This window comes from Streptomyces sp. NPDC001204 (assembly GCF_053598035.1).
The window spans coordinates 1-15,944 of sequence record NZ_JBSFJL010000062.1 but is presented as its reverse complement, the minus strand read 5'-3'; the positions used below and the strand labels follow the sequence as shown (position 1 = coordinate 15,944).

The window sequence follows — 15,944 nt, the reverse complement described above, 5'->3', positions numbered from 1 at the left end:
CCGGGCCTGCGAACGCACCGCGGCTGTCGGACACCCAGGTCGCGGTGCTGGAGGAGGAGTTGGGCAAGGGGCCGGCAGCTCACGGCTTCGAGGACCAGCGGTGGACACTGGCCCGGATCCAGGAGGTGATCTCGCGCCGGTTCCACTTGAGCCTGTCGGTGGCGACCGTGTGGCGGCTGTTGAAGCGGCACGGCTGGTCCTGGCAGGCGCCGACCCGGCGTGCTCTCGAACGGGACGAAGACGTGTCCGTGGCAGGTCCAGGCGCCGAAGAATCCGGGCGGTCTTGACTGGGCGGCTCGTCGGAGTCCCGCGCCCAGGCGAAGGGCATTGGCTCGGTAGTGTCCACAACCCAGGGATCAGGGTATCGAGCGTGACAGCTCGCGCATCGAGCGACGAACGTCCCGACCTGGGGGTTCGTCAGGACGCTGTAGTGCGACGACGGCAGCGCCTACAACCGCTGCGTGAGCTGCTCGATCCGCCGTCGATGGCGCACTGACCCGGTCCGGCTCGCCACCAATCGGGCCTGCCGCAGATGCTCGTGGGCCTGGTCGTACTCGCCGCGGGCAAGGTGGGCCTGCGCGAGATCGCAGCGCAGTCCGGCCGATGCCCGTATGAACGTCGGGTCGGCCGTCTCCAGCGCGGAGTAGAGGTTGCTCACCGCGTCGTCATCACCTATCAGCGCCAGCGCGTTACCGCGCCACCTGGCAAGGTGCCCCGCGTTCAGGAAAATGCTCAGCATGTCTGGGTCCCGGGCCTCCTCTCCCGGCGGCAGGCACCGCACTGCGTTGTCAAGCGCCCGTCGGCACTCGTCCTGGAGCCCGGACCGGGCACAGATTTCGGCTTCGGCGGCATATAGCCAGGCCCTGAGACGTGGGGACATGGCCTTGCCGCCGAGTCGCTGTGCGTCCCGTATTAGCCCGATCGCCAGGGATGGGCGTCCGGCGTCGCAAAGTACGTACGCCTGCTCTGCCGTGGCGTGGGCCAGGTACATCGGTTCTTCGGCTTCCTGAGCCGCTCGCTTGCCCAGCTCGTAGTGCCGCCAGGCTCGTTCAACCGCGCCGACGTCGAGCGCCTGCCAGGCGGCCAGGGTCGCCGCCCCGGCCAACGCTCGGGCGACCGGGCGTCGAGCCTCGGGAAGCACGGCGAACGTGAGAGCGTCCTCAAGGGTCGACAGATGCGCGGTCATCTGGTCGACCAGACTCGCGGCACCCAGCTGCCGGTCCATGGTCCGGAGTAGCTCTGTTTGGTCCATGAACGTCTCGACCATCGTCAGACTGACGCTGCGGGCCGCATCGATACGGCTCATGAGTTCGTCGTAACCGTCAGCCGCGGGGACGGCAGGCGACGCCTCCGGCTTGCCGGTCAGCTCGTCGTCCGTGACACCGAGCAGGACACGAAGGATCTTCGCGTACCGCGCGGAGATGGGGCGCCGGCCGTTCTCCCACTCCGAGACGTACACCCGCAGACTCGCCGTCGATGCCACGGTGAGCATGTGTTGGCGCGCATGGCGTTCGATCTCTCGGACTAGGCGCTCCTGTGACCACTCACGCGCGGTCCTTGCTGACTTGAGCCCGTTCATCGCCTAGTAGGACTCCGTTAGGTTGCTCTGGCTCTTGGGTTTGGGCTGGTGGTGGACGGTCTGGGCAGCGGGCGGTGGCAGGTGGTGCCGATCCCCCCAGTGCTCGTCCGCATGTTGCGTGAACACATCCGACGCTTTGGAGTGGCACCCGATGGGCGCCTGTTCCGCAACGCAGTGGGGAACTACATCAACGCCTCGGCGTACGGCATCACTTGGGGGCGAGCGCGTGAGGCTGCTCTCACCCTTGACGAGCACGCCCTTGAGCCGGCGAAGCGCCCCTACGACCTGCGCCACGCCGGCATCTCGTTCTGGCTGGCCTCCGGCGTCGAGCCCGCGGAGTGTGCGCGCCGAGCCGGCCAGAGCATCCAGGTGCTCTTCCGCTACTACGCCAAGTTCCTGGCCGAAGCGCGCAACCATGCCAACAGCTTGATCGAGGAGTCCATGCGGCGGTGGGAGGAGCCGACGGACGATGCGGAGGGTGCGTTGGAGGGCACCCTGGCCCGGAAATGCCCCGGAACTGCTGGTCGAAGCTGGGATACCGGTGGGAAATATCGGGAGTAAGGCAGTATTTCGACTCGCTGCTCAGGTGTGCGCCGAGAGGGGCGCCTGACGGGCATCTGCCCTGGTCAGGCGCCCTTTTTCTGCGCCTAGAAGAAGCCGAGCTTCTTCGGGGAGTACGACACCAGGAGGTTCTTCGTCTGCTGGTGGTACATGGTTGACATCGAAGTGACCAGCGAGAACGTACGGTGTGCTGCTCTTCGGACATCGGCTGGTCCGGGGATAGTCCTCGGTCGGCAGAGACAGCCATCGCTGGTCAGAGCACCCGCGGACCCCCGGCCCCGATCCACCCTGTCCTGGTTCACCCAGTTCTGCAGGCCCTCGGGGTTCACCCCGATCTCCCGGGCGACTTCGGTGACCGTCTTCCCTGACGCACGGACAAGCGCCACCGCGTCGTGCTTGAACTCGGCCGTGTACCGCTTGCTCGTGCTGCCCTTCCTGCTCACTACCTGGAACTGCTTCCTCCGGGACCGACCGTCCCCGTATCAGGCTGTCCAGCCCATGGGTTGCGCCACGAGGCGCTGTGATTCGTACGGAGGTGAAAGACCCCGTCATCTGCCTGTCGTAGCAGGTGGGTTGAAGCTGAGGGCAGTCTGATCCGGGTGATGCCGGGGAGGGCGGCAAGCAGCCCTGACAGGGCCGGGACGTGCCAGTACTGCCAGATGGTGCGGGTCCGGTCGGCAAGGTGGAGAGGAGTACGCGAGGAACCGGCGTTGTTACGTCCTTCAACCTGGACACCGGCTCGAACCTGGCGGATCTGGGCCGGATGCGGTGCGTATCGCGTTGACGGGCATCCTCCGTTCGGAGGAAGTACCGGAGGCGGGAGAACTCCCACGATGTATCCCTGAACGGAGTGGGAGGCCACGAGGAAGGTCTGCGGCGTACTCGTGGCGATGCCGCTGGGGCACAGCCGGGCTCCTCCTCCATCCAGCGAATCACGGTGAACGTGGGAACCGTCCCCGGCCTCGCCCTCGCCCGCTCCTCCAGCGCGGCGGCGGGGGCTGGGTGCATCGACCGCCGATCGGCCGGGGACGGGACGGAGCCGCCGTAGTACTCCGAGGCCGGGAAAGCCGGCCACATGGGGAAGGGCGGCAGCGGAAGACGGGCAGCAAGGAGGCTGCAATGCCGAAAGACGCGCCGCCGAACGGCAGCGCTCCGCCCACCGGGACTGTCGGTCCCCGACAGCGGGTATCGGAGATGCAGGCCAAACTGCACCGTTGGGCGGCGGCCGATCCCGGCCGCCGGTTCGACGACCTGTTCAACCTCGTGCACGACCCGGCGACGCTGACCGTGGCGTTCGATCGGGTTGCGGGCAACAAGGGCTCTCACACTCCCGGTGTCGACGGCATGACCGTCGCCGACATCGAGGAGTACACCGGGGTGCCCGGGTTCCTGCACGATCTGCGCGCCGCCCTCAAGGACGGCTCGTTCCGTCCCCTCCCAGTCAGGGAACGCAAGATCCCCAAGCCGGGCGGGTCGGGGAAGGTCCGCGCCCTCGGGATTCCGACGGTGGCGGACCGGATTGTGCAGGCCGCGCTGAAACTCGTACTGGAGCCGATTTTCGAGATCGACTTCGCGCCGGTCTCCTACGGCTTCCGGCCCGGGCGGCGGGCCTGGGACGCGATCGCCGAGATCCACCACTTCGGCGCCAAGCAGTATCGCTGGGTGCTGGACGCGGATATCGAGGCGTGCTTCGACCGGATCGACCACACGGCCCTGTTGGACCGCGTGCGACACCGGGTGAAGGACAAACGCGTCCTGGGCCTGGTCAAGGCATTCCTCAAGGCCGGGATTCTGACCGAACTCGGTGAGAACAAGGAGACCATGACCGGGACACCGCAGGGCGGCATCCTCTCCCCGCTGCTGGCCAACATCGCCCTATCAGCGCTCGATGAGCATCTGATGGGGCCGTGGAAGCCGGGCGGAGAGATGTCGCTTGCCTGGGAGCGAGGGTATCGGCGTCGCCGAGGACTGCCGAACTGGCGGTTGGTCCGTTACGCGGACGACTTCGTCGTCCTGGTCAACGGCACACGTCAGGACACCGAAGCAGTCCGCGAGGACGTCAGCCGGGTACTGAAACCTCTGGGCCTGAACCTCTCCGAGGCCAAGACCCAGATCACGAACCTGGCCGACGGAATCGACTTCCTGGGGTTCCGCATCCAGTGGCGCCGCAAGAAGGGGACGGAGAAATGGCACGTCTACACCTTCATCGGCCAGCGCCCTATCCGGCAGCTGAAGGCGAAGATCCGGGCCCTGACCCGCAGGCAGTCGCAACAAGATCTACAGTCCGTGCTCCGCAGGATCAACCAGATCCTGCGCGGCTGGTCCGCCTACTTCCAGCACGCTGTCGCCAAGAACCAGTTCAGCACGCTCGCCAACTTTGTGTGGTGGCGGCTGATCAGGATGCTCAAGGTCCGGCACCACTGGACGTGGAAGGACATCCGCCGCCGGTTCGTCACCCCGCAAGGGCACTGGCGGCCCATCTCGGCGGACGGGACCACCCTCTTCGACCTTCAGACGGTTGCGGTCACCCGCTACCGCTGGCGAGGAGCGAAGATCCCCAGCCCATGGCCAACGATCAAGCCCACGGCAGTCACCGTGGAGAGCCGGATGCGCTGAGAGGCGCACGTCCGGTTCGGCGAGAAGTCCGGGGAAACGGACCGGGAGCAATCCCGACACCGCGCCCCGGGCTTACTCAGCGGAACTTCAGGGTCTCTCGTGCAGGCAGTGCTTGGGCGGGCCCGTGTACGTGGCGTTGTGCTCGATGACTTGATACTCGTTCGGGCAAAGGACGACGAGCTGTCAGCGGTCATGTAATTCCCCAGAATCTTCATGATCAGCGTCACGTAGTTCCCCACCTGGGCTGAGGCCGTGACGGGCCGCCCGACGGTCGAGTATGCGGCTGGTCCGGTCAGTCAAGGGCGCCTTCGGCGGCGCTCCGCGCTGGCCTTGCGGCCACCCTGGACAGCCCTGACCAGCCTGAACGACGGTCTGGCTATCGGGCGGCCCGGGAACCTCTGGCACCCTGGGGACCTTGACGCGGTCACCGTCCCCATGTCCACGACGATCGCGACGTCGGCGTCCCCCTGGCCCATTGCGTGACGTTCTGGGTGGGGAATTGCGTGACCGTCGACAGACGAGCTGGTCCAGAGGCTGAGGAGGGCGACCACCTGACGGGGGTGCAGGCGGAGGATCCAGTGTTGGAGGAATCGTTCCGGTTCGCGTGCGAGTCGCTCATGATGGCCTCCTGGGCAACACGTCGAGACCCCGGGAAAGGACCTGGCGGTGGTTGGGATGCATTCAGGACAGGCCGGGAAGAACCGGGGAGCATGTGTGGCGGACGATCTCGTCCCGGCTCGGACGTGCGGCGAGAGCCTCAGTGGCGTCGGGACGACTACGGTGCCCATCGCGTGCGCCGTGGCGTAAAACCAGGCATGGCCACAGCTGAGGTCCGTTCAGGCGGTTCGGCCTCCACCGGAGCCAGCCTCAGCCGTCCCGGTCACCGGCCGGCCCCCGTCTTGAACGAGGAGTTGCGGATGATTAGTTCCGGCAGGACGAGGACGCGTTGCGCCGGGCGGCGCTTGCCCTCCATCAGCCTTGAGACCATCATCTCCACCGCGACCCGGCCCACCCGGGACTTGGGCGGGCGGACCGCCGTCATGGCCGGTTCGGCGAGCCGGGCCACCTCGTCGTCGTAGCTGACGAGGGCCATGTCGTCCGGGATGGCGATGCCTTGCTCGGCGGCGTACTGGGCGACGGACATCGCGTCCTGGTCGCTGTGCACGATGAGCGCGGTGGTCCGGGACCGGCGGCAGCGGAGCAGGATCTCCTCGATGATCTGCCGGTGGCCGGGTATGTCGAGGGCCACGCTCTCGCGGACCACGAACTTGCCGGGCAGATCGAGTTCCGCGCAGGCCCGCAGCCAGCCCTGGGCGAGATGCGCCGAGGTTGGGCTGCCGTTCGCGAGTACCAGGCCGATCCGCCGGTGGCCGTGTTCGTGGAGGTGACGCACCGCCATCTCCATGCCGAGGGCGTGGTCGCTGCGTACCCATTCGAGTTGGCGCGGCGTCGGTGTCCAAGGCGACGTCTGCCGTTCCACCAGGATCGTCGGTACCGGCAGCTTGCCGATCCAGTCGATCATCTCATCGGCGCCGTCGGCCTCGAGGCTCGGCGCCAGCAGGAGTCCTTGCACCTGCTTGGCCTCGATCAGTCGGCTGATCTGACGGCGGTCCTCGGCCCGATCGTAGCTCGACCCGCGCAGCTGGATCTGGACGCCGAGCGCGACTGCGGCTGCCCGGGCGCCGGTCACGATGGCCGGCCAGTAGTAGTCAAGCGAGGGAACGACCATGCCGATGGTGAACGGCGTGGATCCAAGACGGCTCCGGCGCGGAGGAGTCGAGTCGGTTTCGGTCGGGAGGGTGGCGCCGCCGTGCACCTTGGTGAGCAGGCCCCGGCCGGCGAGTGCGGCGATGTCGCGCCGGACCGTCAGCTCACTGACCTCGAGCATTTGGGCCAGCTCGGGGACCCGGACGGCGCCGTGCCGGCGTAGTTCGTCCATGATCCGCTCCCTGCGTTGCAGAGCGAAGAGCCGGTCACCGGCCATCGGTTCACCCTCCCCTATCCTGTGTGTTCGACTCTGAACGAATCGCTTCGTTCATGTACGAGCCGTAGCGGGTTTGTGCTCACCACCACTATCTCTTTCCCCACGCGACCGGCAAGACGCGCTCGCCAGCGCCGGTGTGAAACCGGCCGAGGGAAGGACTCGACGCTTGATGCAGACGAAGCCACACGCACTGGTCGTGATGAGCAGGGAGAGCTTCGAAGCGCACTTCGACGCTGCCCGCCTCGCACGGCTGGCGGACCTGGTGACGCTGGGTGAACCTGTCTGGACCGACGACCTCGACGCCCCGGCGGTACGGGCCCAGCTGGCGGACGTCGAGGTGATGCTGACGTCCTGGGGCGCTCCCCAGCTGACACCGGAGCGACTCGACGCGGCACCCGCACTGCGCGCGGTGCTGCACTGCGCCGGCAGCGTGCGGGGCCTGGTGGGAGACGACGTGTGGCGGCGGGGGATCCGGATCACCAGCGCAGCCGACACCAACGCCATTCCGGTGGCCGAGTACACCTTGGCGGCCATCATCTTCGCCGGCAAGAAGGTTCCCTTCCTCGCCGCCGACGAGCGTCTCGCGTACGAGGGGTGGGGCAGGGTGACGGGCTACGGGGACCTGTCGAACTTCGCGCAGACCGTCGGCATCGTCGGGTTCTCCCGAATCGGCCGCAAGGTGGTCGAACTGCTCAAGGTTCTCGACGGCACCACCTGCCTGGTCGCGGATCCGCACGCCGACCCGACGGAGGTCGCGGCGGCTGGCGCGACCCTGGTCGAGCTGGTGGACCTGCTGCCCAGAGTCGACGTATTGTCCCTGCACGCTCCCGAGCTGCAGGAGACCCGGCACCTCATCGGTACCGAGCAACTGCGTCTGCTTCCGGACCATGCGACGGTCATCAACACGGCGCGCGGCAGCCTCGTCGACTCCGAGGCACTCGCTGCCGAGTGCGCGTCCGGTCGCCTCTTCGCCATCCTCGACGTGACCGACCCCGAGCCGCTGCCCGAGAGTTCACCGCTGCGGCGACTGGCCCAAGTGATGGTCACCCCGCATGTGGCAGGGTCGCTCGGTTCGGAGATCGGGCGCCTCACCGACCACACCATCGACGAGCTGGCCCGGTGGATCGGGCGGCAGCCTCTGCAGGGAGAGGTCACCGCCGAATCCTGGGCCCTCGGACTGAGTGCCTGAGCCGATGTCTTCCATTCGACCAACACCGAAGGAGATACGCACCATGAGAAGACCCGCCAAGATCCTCACGGCAGCCATCGCGCTGGCCCTGCTCACCGCAGGGTGCAGCAGCGGTGGCGGTTCCGACACCACCGCCGACGGCAAGAAGGTGCTCAGGATCGCCCTGTGGAACTACGACCAGACACCCGAGTTCAAGGCGCTGATCGACGGGTTCAAGGCGAAGTACCCGGACATCGAGGTCCGCCCGGTCGACATCCTCTCCGACGACTACTCGGAGAAGGTCACCACGATGCTGGCCGGTGGCGACACCACCGACGTGCTGACGATGAAGACCCTCACGGACTACGCCCGGTTCGGTACGCGGGGCCAGCTTCAGTCGGTCACCGATGAGGCCGGCAAGCTCGACAAGGCGAAGTACGGCGGGCTCGACGCCTACGACCTGAACGGCGAGTACTACGCGCTGCCGTACCGGCAGGACTTCTACGTCCTCTACTACAACAAGGCGTTGCTCAAGGACAGCGGCGCGGATCTGTCCAAGCTGACCTGGTCGGACTACGCCGCGCTGGCGAAGCGACAGACGAAGGGCAACGGCGCGTCGAAGGTCTACGGCACCTACCACCACACCTGGCGTTCGCTCGTCCAGGCGATCGCGGCGGCGCAGACCGGCGGCGACCTGCTCGGAGGTGACTACGGGTTCTTCAAGGACCAGTACGCGATGACCCTCGACCTGCAGAAGTCCGGGGCGACCATGCCGTGGGCCACGGCCAACAGCCAGAAGGTCACCTACAAGACGATGTTCACGACCGACAAGACCGCGATGATGCCGATGGGCACCTGGTTCGCCGCGGTCCTGGTGCAGGAGAAGGCCGCAGGCAACTTCAAGGACGACTGGGGCATGGCACCCCTGCCGCAGATCACCGCCGACGGCAAGACGACCACCTTCGGCGCACCGACCGCCTTCGCCATCAACAAGAAGGCGAAGAACTCCGACGCGGCCAAAAAGTTCCTGACGTTCGCGTCCGGCCCCGAGGGTGCCGCCGCAGTCGCCAAGATCGGCATCACCCCGTCCTACACCGACGAATCGGTCATGAACACCTACTTCTCCGTCCAGGGGATGCCGACCGACGATCTCGCCAAGAAAGCCATGCACCCGGACACGGTGAAGCTGGAGATGCCGATCAGCGAGAAGTCCTCTGACGTCGACACCATCCTCACCGAGGAGCACCAGCTCGTGATGACCGGTGAGAAGTCGCTCGACCAGGGCATCAAGGAGATGAACTCCCGAGTGAAGTCCGAAGTCGGATGAGCCCGGAATCCGGCGCCGCAGCCGCAAAGCGGCGAAGTCGGCGCACCACACTGGTCGGCTGGAGTTTCATCCTCCCGAACTTCCTCGGTTTCGCAGCCCTGACCCTGGTGCCGGTGCTCGCGACGCTGCTGCTGGCGTTCACGAACTGGAACTCATACTCCACACCGGAATGGGTCGGACTCGAAAACTTCCGCCGGATGTTCGGCAGCGACACCTTCTGGGTCGCACTGAGCAACACCGCGTGGTACGCCGTCGGCCACATCCCGCTCACGCTGGCGGCGTCCCTCGGCCTGGCCGTGCTGCTCAACCAGAAACTCCGCGGCGTCGGGTTCCTGCGTACGGCGTTCTTCTTCCCGTACATCACCTCGCTGGTCGCGGTGGCGGTGGTGTGGAACATGCTCTTCAGTCCCGACCTGGGGCCGGTGAACCAGCTGCTGCGGGCCGTGGGTGTCGGCCACCCGCCGGGGTGGACCACCTCCACCGACTGGGCGATGCCTGCGGTCATCATCACCAGTGTGTGGCGGGACATGGGCTACTACATGGTGCTTTACCTCGCCGGGCTCCAGGCGATCCCCGCGGAGCTGTACGAGGCGGCACGGGTGGACGGGGCCGGCCCGTGGCAGCGGTTCTGGCACATCACCGTCCCGTCCCTGCGGCCCACCACGTTCTTCGTGCTGGTCATGCTGACGATCTCCAGCTTCAAGGTCTTCGACCTGGTGCAGATCATGACCGAGGGAGGCCCCGGCCGGTCGACCCTGGTGCTGTCTCAGGTGATCTTCCGGGAAGGGATCAAGCAGGGGCGCTTCGGCTACTCTTCGGCGATTTCCCTGGTGCTCTTCGTCATCGTGTTGATGATCACCGTAGTCCAGTTCCGGTTCCAGCGGAGGAATGAGCGATGAACACGAGCGTGCTGCGAGAGGACAGCACGACGGCCGAGGCGTCGCGCCCGACCGGTGGCCGGTGGGGCCGGTCCGCTCCGGGGAGTCGGCGCCGGACGGCGCGGCTCGCGGGCCGCGCCCTGCTCTACGCGGCGCTGATCGCGCTGTCGGCCGCGATCCTGGTGCCCTTCGCCTGGATGCTGGTCTCCTCGGTCAAGCGGGACAACGAGGTGCTCACGGTCCCGATCCAGTGGATCCCCCAGGAGTTCCACTGGGACAACTTCTCCCGCATCTGGACCCGGATCCCGCTGCTCACCTACCTGGGGAACTCGCTGTTCCTCAGTGTCACCATCACCGGGCTGCAGGTGCTGACCGGGAGCTTCGCGGCCTACGGCTTCGCCAAGGCCCGTTTCCCCGGCCGCGATGCCCTGTTCCTCGCCTACGTCAGCACCATCGCGGTGCCGTGGCAGGCCTACATGGTGCCGCAATACATCATCATGGAGCGCCTGGGACTGGTGAACACACATCTCTCGCTGATCCTGCTGCAGGCCTTCGGTGCGTTCGGGGTGTTTCTGATGCGCCAGTACTACCTGACGATCCCGGACGAGATCAGCGAGGCCGCGAGGCTGGACGGGCTCAGCGAGTACGGCATCTGGGCACGGATCGTGCTGCCCCTGTCGAAGCCGGCCCTGGCCAGTCTCGCGCTGCTGACCTTCGTCAACACCTGGAACGACTACATGGGGCCGTTCATCTACCTGACCGACAACGAGCTGTGGACGGTACAGATCGGACTGCGGCAGTTCGTCGGCATCTACGACTCCGAATACGCCATGATCATGACCGGATCGGTGTTGTCGGTGCTGCCGATCCTGGTCGTCTTCCTGCTCGGACAGCGCTACTTCGTCCAGGGCATCGCCACCAGCGGAATGAAGTGAGGCCGCGATGAGCACCCCCGTTACCGGTCGGCGCCTCAGGCTCAACCTCGACCACGGGTCCTGGGAACTGCTCTGGTCGCACGTCCACCGGGTCCTGGTCGTCAACCTGGGCCTGGCGGCGACGAACGCGCCCCTGCTGCTGGCCCTGGGCGTGGTGCACGGGCCGTGGCAGTACCCGGCCTTCTTCGGACTGCTGTCCCTCGGCCTCGGCCCCTCGCTCGCCGCCGCCTTCCACTACCTGCAGCGGACCACCGAGGACGACCGGGCACCGGCGGCCGAGCTGTTCCGCGGCTACCGGCGCCTGTTCGCCCCGGCGCTGCTCGGCTGGGCGCCGTGCGTGCTCCTGGTCGCCGTTGCGGCCACCGACGTGGCTGTCCTCCGCAAGGCCGCGTCGGGGCCGGCGCTGATCCCGCTGCTGGCCGTCGTCATGCTGGGCGCCGCGAGCTCTGGGATCGTGACAATGGCCGCCGTGGCGGACGATCCGCGGATCTCGCCGCGCACGCTGCTGACCGCGTCGTACGCGTCGGTACGTCGCTGGTGGCTCGGGCTGCTGAACCTCGGGCTGCTCGGCATCACCCTGGTCCTGGTCAACCAGGCGCCCCTGCTCGGCCTGGCCGTACTGCCGGGCTGCACGCTATTCGTCGTCTGGCGCAACGGCCGCGCCATGCTGGGGTCGCTGGCACCGGCCGCCAACCCTGCATTCAGCGACACCCATCGAGACCCTGTGGGAGCCAAGGCATGATCATCCGCCCCGGCACAACCGTCCCGGAGGACCGGGTCCGCTCCCCGTACACCGGGTGGACCCGAGAGCACTGGACCGCTCTCGCGGACCGGATGCTCGCCGCACTCGAGCCGTATCGCTCCCCCGCCGGCGCCCGCGTCGCCCTGCCGGGCCCGGTCAGCATGTACGGCACCGACTCCGACGGCCTGGAGGGCTTCGCCCGCACCTTCCTGCTGGCCGGCTTCCGAATCGCCGGGGAGAACGGCGCCGACCCCGGCGGGCTGCTCGACCGGTACGCACGCGGCCTGGCGGCGGGCACCGACCCGCGTTCCGCGGAGGCCTGGCCGCGCCCCGACGAGCTCGGCCAGGCCAAGGTCGAGGCCGCGTCCGTGGCGCTGGTGCTGCAACTGACCCGGCCCTGGCTGTGGGACCTGCTCGACGACGGGGTGCGCGAGCGCACCGTCGACTGGCTGGCGACCGTGCTCGGGCAGCCCTATCCGCGGAACAACTGGGTCTGGTTCAGGATCGTCGTCGAGTCCTTCCTCCGCGAGGCGGGCGGCCCGTGGTCGGCCGACGACATCGAGGAGGACCTCGCCTTCCACGCCTCGATGCGCAGGCCTGGCGGCTGGCTCAGCGACGGCGAGGAACGGTCCTACGACCACTACACCGGCTGGGCCCTGCACCTCTACCCGCTGCTGTGGACCCACCTGTTCGACGTCACCGGCTCGCTCTGCCCGCCACAGCTGCGCGAGACCTGGGCGGCGGACCTGCGGGACTACCTCGACGACGCGGTGCGCCTGGTGGGCGCGGACGGCTCGCCGCTGCTGCAGGGCCGCAGCCTCACCTACCGGTTCGCCGCCGCCGCACCGTTCTGGGTCGGCGCGGTCACCGGAGCCGGCGGGCAACCACCGGGACTGGTGCGCCGCGTGACCGGCGCCATCGTCCGGCACTTCACCGACCGGGACGCCCCCGATGCGGAGGGGCTGCTGACGCTGGGCTGGCACCACGCCTGGCCGGCGATGCGCCAGTCCTACTCCGGCTCCGGTTCGCCGTATTGGGCGTCCAAGGGAATGCTCGGGCTGATGCTGCCCGCCGACCACCCGGTGTGGACGGACACGGAACTCCCGCTCCCCATCGAGACCGCCGACACGGAGCGGGTGCTCACCGCCCCCGGCTGGCTGCTCTCCGCACGGCGCCGCGACGGAATCGCGATGGTCCTCAACCACGGCACCGACCACGCCCGCCCCGGCGACACCGGCGCCGACTCGCCCCCATACGCACGGCTCGGCTACTCCACCGCCACGATTCCCCCACTGACCGCGGACGCGGTGGCCTCCCCGATCGACAACGCGGTAGTACTGCTCGACGAGACCGGCCGGGCTTCCCACCGGTCCGGCTTCGAGCCGCTGTTCGCCCGGGAGCTGTCAGGCGGTGTGCTGGCGGCCGCCTCACGCGGGCCGGTGCGCTGGGTCGACACCGCCGCCGACGACTCGCCCGACTACGGCTCGGGCCGGCGCGGACCGGTGACCCCCGGACCAATGATCACCATCGCCTCGCTGCTGCGCGACGGCGTGGAGATCCGCCTCGCCCGGATCGACACGCCCCCGACCGGGGCGAGCCCGTCCTGGCGTGCCGTGCGGCTGGGCGGCTGGCCAGTGGCGACCGACACCCGGCCTGCCACACGGATCACTTCCGGCGAGCCGGGCCCGTCCGCCGAGGCCCGGACCGCATCACTGCGATCTCACCTGCGGGCCCTGCGGGGATTCAACCTCGGCGGAGTCACGACCCAGCAGGACACCAGTCCCCTCGGCTCCTGGACGGCGATCCCCTGGCTGGCCACGGACACGGACACACCGTTCGGCGAGATTCTCGCCGCCATGGTGCTCCTGGACCGGGGAAGCCCGGATACCGCGGACCCCTCACTGACCGTGCACCCCGAGCCGGACGGCGGTCATCTCGTCGCAGTCGCCTGGGGGGACGGCCTGCGCACCGCGATCACTCTGCCCGCCACGTCCGGATAATCAGCGAGTTCACGGACGGCACTACGAAGCCCGACGGGCGCAGGCGTTGTTGCTTTGCCCGAGGCTCCGGACGCACAGTGCCTTTCAGTTCAGTGTCCGGAGCTGGTCTATCCGGTGAGGTTGGCCAGGTAGGAGGTTCGGGTCCCGGCGGGGCAAGGTCCGCACGGTCGGCTTCGGTCCGTGTTCCGAGCGCCACGGCCGCGCCTCGTGGGTGCAGGTAGCGGGCAGGTTCATGCCACACTCAGGAGGCCGCGAGCACTACACTCGCCCCGCTTTCGCTGCCGGACAGGAGTTCCATGCCCAAGCGTGGTACGGGGCGCCCGTCGACCGAGGCGCTCACCTACGGTCCAGTCGGTTCGACGCGTCCCGCGCAGGAGTCGTGGTCGGCCGAGCACACGGGCTTGCGTCCCTTTGCCCGTACTGTCGTCATCGGACGCGGGGACGAGTGCTGGCAGGCCGCAGCGGATGCCGTCCTGGGCTGGGGCGTCAAGCGGCGCAGCGGCTTCACCGTCACGGGCTGCGACGGCGCCGGGGAACAGGTGGCCGTAGGGGCCGAATACCGGATCACCGCAGGCTTCGGTCGTTTCGCGGTGCGGGAGCCCGTACGGGTGGTAGCCGTGGTCAACACGCCAGACCGCTGCGGCTTCGCGTACGGGACGCTGCCCGGTCATCCCGTTCGCGGCGAGGAGGCCTTCGTCGTCCACCGTTCCCCTGACGGCACGGTCGCACTGACGATTCGGTCCCTGACTCGCGCCGCCCCGCACGGTCCCTGGCGGCTGCTGTTTCCGGCACTGCTCTTGGCACAGCAGTTCTTCCGGCGCCGGTATCAGCGCTCCCTGACCCGACCACGAGCTACCCGACTAGAGTGATCGGAGCTTCTTGTCGCTGTGATCACTCTTCTGGGTGGCGACGTGTCAAGCGGCTCGCTGATGAACCCAACGGTGCGACATCCGCGCGGCTGACTGTGAGGATGTCGGTGGTGCCGCCCGATGCGGCCTGCCCCGCCAACTGACCGACGTACAGGCTGCCTTGTTGAAGCCGGCACCCGACCCGTCCGCCCCGGACCACCTCCTGCGGTAGCCCTTGTGGCCCGTCACCCCGGCGAACCGGCCCGGCGCCGGCTCGGTCAGCCAGCCGCGGGCGACCAGGCGTTTCGCCTTTGACCGCAGCGCCTCCACCCGCGCCGGCACCACGTCCATGCCAAAGGCGGCAGCCATCTCCTGGCAGGTCAGCGGTCCTTGATGGAGCCGGACCCGGTCCGCGAGCACCTTGAGGATGCGTTGGTAGTCCGCCGACAGCACCGACCCGTGCCGCCTGTGCCGCCTGCGTGGAGACGCGCGTTTGATGAACCGATGCCGGCTCCGTCGGCACGCTGAAGACGCGGCGGCGCGGGCCCAGAGGTAGTACCTGCGGCTCGGCCGTCGTGTCTCGGCTGGACCACCGCATGACGCCTCCCACGACCGGCGTGTCTGTCGGACCGCAAGACGGCTGAACCGCGTAAAGAGTCCCGGCCGCGAGGGGATTCAGACCAATACCTCCTATTCGCGGTGGCCTACCCGCGGCCCTGAACTAAAAAGAGCGGACATTATTCGCATACCCGCTATACGTGCGGCCGTACTCGGCGCGGCGCCCGCGGCCCGCGACGAGGCCAGCGACGGCGTTCCGGGGTGAGGGCGACGGCGCCGTCCCGACCGGGTCGGTGGCGGCCTTCCCCCCTCCGCTCGCCCCGGCTGTCCTGATTGTCGACCCAACCCGTGATACCCCAGCTTGTGCTGGAGCCGCTTGCGCATATTGGCGCTGACGCCCGCCTTCGTTCTCACGGTGGTGCCGTCGTTGTACACGCCCGCCTTGCCGCAGGCGGCGTTCGCCAACACCGGTCCCGCAGTGGCCACGACCAGGCCTGTCGGACCCCGCTCATTCCTCGATGGGACGTAGAGCCGCCAGGTCGCCGAAGACGATCAAGGTGTCTCCCGGGTGAAGGGCGCTGTCCGGGTCGGGGTGGGGAAGCAGCGTGCCGTCCGCGCGGCGCACCAGCAGCGGCAGCACCCCCTTGCATGCTTGCCGCAGGGGGCGGCCCAGCAGGTGGGAGTCGGCTGCGATGCGGATCTCTTCCAGCCGGCAGTCCGAGGTACCAGGTCGGCTGAACTCCAGGAA

General features: G+C 68.1%; 13 protein-coding genes and 2 pseudogenes. 10 read left to right on the top strand and 5 right to left on the bottom strand.

Annotated elements, in window-relative coordinates:
* Positions 1 to 239: pseudogene (locus ACWC91_RS40635) on the top strand (helix-turn-helix domain-containing protein); the annotation flags it as partial.
* 209 nt (positions 240 to 448) lie between these two features.
* Here ACWC91_RS40635 and ACWC91_RS40630 read toward each other — a convergent pair.
* Complete coding sequence (locus ACWC91_RS40630; RefSeq protein ID WP_450643925.1) at positions 449 to 1,492, bottom strand: XRE family transcriptional regulator; 1,044 nt, start codon at positions 1,490 to 1,492, stop codon at positions 449 to 451.
* Positions 1,493 to 1,627: 135 nt separating this feature from the next.
* Between ACWC91_RS40630 and ACWC91_RS40625 the strand changes: the two genes are divergently transcribed.
* Positions 1,628 to 2,140 carry a hypothetical protein gene (locus tag ACWC91_RS40625; protein WP_450643924.1) on the top strand — a complete coding sequence of 171 codons (513 nt, stop codon included), beginning with the start codon at positions 1,628 to 1,630 and terminating at the stop codon, positions 2,138 to 2,140.
* Between the two features lie 86 nt (positions 2,141 to 2,226).
* On the opposite strand, the gene ACWC91_RS40620 is transcribed toward ACWC91_RS40625, so the two are convergent.
* A complete protein-coding gene (locus ACWC91_RS40620) occupies positions 2,227 to 2,583 on the bottom strand; it encodes a transposase (protein WP_450643923.1) in 357 nt (118 codons plus the stop codon).
* 751 nt (positions 2,584 to 3,334) lie between these two features.
* On the opposite strand from ACWC91_RS40620, the gene ltrA reads away from it, so the two are divergent.
* A complete protein-coding gene (gene ltrA, locus ACWC91_RS40615; RefSeq protein ID WP_281157241.1) occupies positions 3,335 to 4,756 on the top strand; it encodes a group II intron reverse transcriptase/maturase in 1,422 nt (473 codons plus the stop codon).
* Between the two features lie 880 nt (positions 4,757 to 5,636).
* On the opposite strand, the gene ACWC91_RS40610 is transcribed toward ltrA, so the two are convergent.
* Positions 5,637 to 6,740 carry a substrate-binding domain-containing protein gene (locus ACWC91_RS40610; protein WP_450643922.1) on the bottom strand — a complete coding sequence of 368 codons (1,104 nt, stop codon included), beginning with the start codon at positions 6,738 to 6,740 and terminating at the stop codon, positions 5,637 to 5,639.
* Between the two features lie 169 nt (positions 6,741 to 6,909).
* Here ACWC91_RS40610 and ACWC91_RS40605 point away from each other — a divergent pair, with 169 nt between their 5' ends.
* The 7 genes from ACWC91_RS40605 (at position 6,910) to ACWC91_RS40575 (ending at position 14,659) form a co-directional block, all read left to right on the top strand.
* On the top strand, positions 6,910 to 7,929 hold the full coding sequence (locus ACWC91_RS40605; protein ID WP_225077706.1) for a hydroxyacid dehydrogenase: 1,020 nt from the start codon (positions 6,910 to 6,912) through the stop codon (positions 7,927 to 7,929).
* A gap of 43 nt (positions 7,930 to 7,972) precedes the next feature.
* Positions 7,973 to 9,235: an ABC transporter substrate-binding protein gene (locus ACWC91_RS40600; protein ID WP_450643921.1), complete on the top strand. Its 1,263-nt coding sequence runs from the start codon at positions 7,973 to 7,975 to the stop codon at positions 9,233 to 9,235.
* Positions 9,232 to 10,134 (top strand): carbohydrate ABC transporter permease, encoded by a 903-nt coding sequence (locus ACWC91_RS40595; RefSeq protein WP_225077704.1) that lies wholly within the window; start codon positions 9,232 to 9,234, stop codon positions 10,132 to 10,134. The genes ACWC91_RS40600 and ACWC91_RS40595 overlap by 4 nt, the downstream gene beginning before the upstream one ends.
* Positions 10,131 to 11,048 carry a carbohydrate ABC transporter permease gene (locus tag ACWC91_RS40590; protein ID WP_281157240.1) on the top strand — a complete coding sequence of 306 codons (918 nt, stop codon included), beginning with the start codon at positions 10,131 to 10,133 and terminating at the stop codon, positions 11,046 to 11,048. The genes ACWC91_RS40595 and ACWC91_RS40590 overlap by 4 nt, the downstream gene beginning before the upstream one ends.
* Before the next feature lie 7 nt (positions 11,049 to 11,055).
* Positions 11,056 to 11,790, top strand: coding sequence for a hypothetical protein (locus ACWC91_RS40585; protein WP_450643920.1), 735 nt, complete (start codon positions 11,056 to 11,058; stop codon positions 11,788 to 11,790).
* The gene (locus ACWC91_RS40580) at positions 11,787 to 13,790 is read left to right on the top strand and encodes a DUF2264 domain-containing protein (protein ID WP_225077701.1); all 2,004 of its coding nucleotides are present in this window, start codon (positions 11,787 to 11,789) and stop codon (positions 13,788 to 13,790) included. The genes ACWC91_RS40585 and ACWC91_RS40580 overlap by 4 nt, the downstream gene beginning before the upstream one ends.
* A 296-nt stretch (positions 13,791 to 14,086) precedes the next feature.
* Positions 14,087 to 14,659 (top strand): DUF1990 family protein, encoded by a 573-nt coding sequence (locus tag ACWC91_RS40575; protein ID WP_225077700.1) that lies wholly within the window; start codon positions 14,087 to 14,089, stop codon positions 14,657 to 14,659.
* A 210-nt stretch (positions 14,660 to 14,869) separates the two neighbouring features.
* On the opposite strand, the pseudogene ACWC91_RS40570 reads toward ACWC91_RS40575, so the two are convergent.
* Both ACWC91_RS40570 and ACWC91_RS40565 read right to left on the bottom strand, forming a co-directional pair.
* Positions 14,870 to 15,094: pseudogene (locus ACWC91_RS40570) on the bottom strand (hypothetical protein); the annotation flags it as partial.
* A 610-nt stretch (positions 15,095 to 15,704) separates the two neighbouring features.
* Positions 15,705 to 15,944, bottom strand: a 240-nt coding sequence (locus ACWC91_RS40565; RefSeq protein ID WP_450643919.1) for a cation:proton antiporter regulatory subunit, incomplete at its 5' end; no start/stop codon positions are given.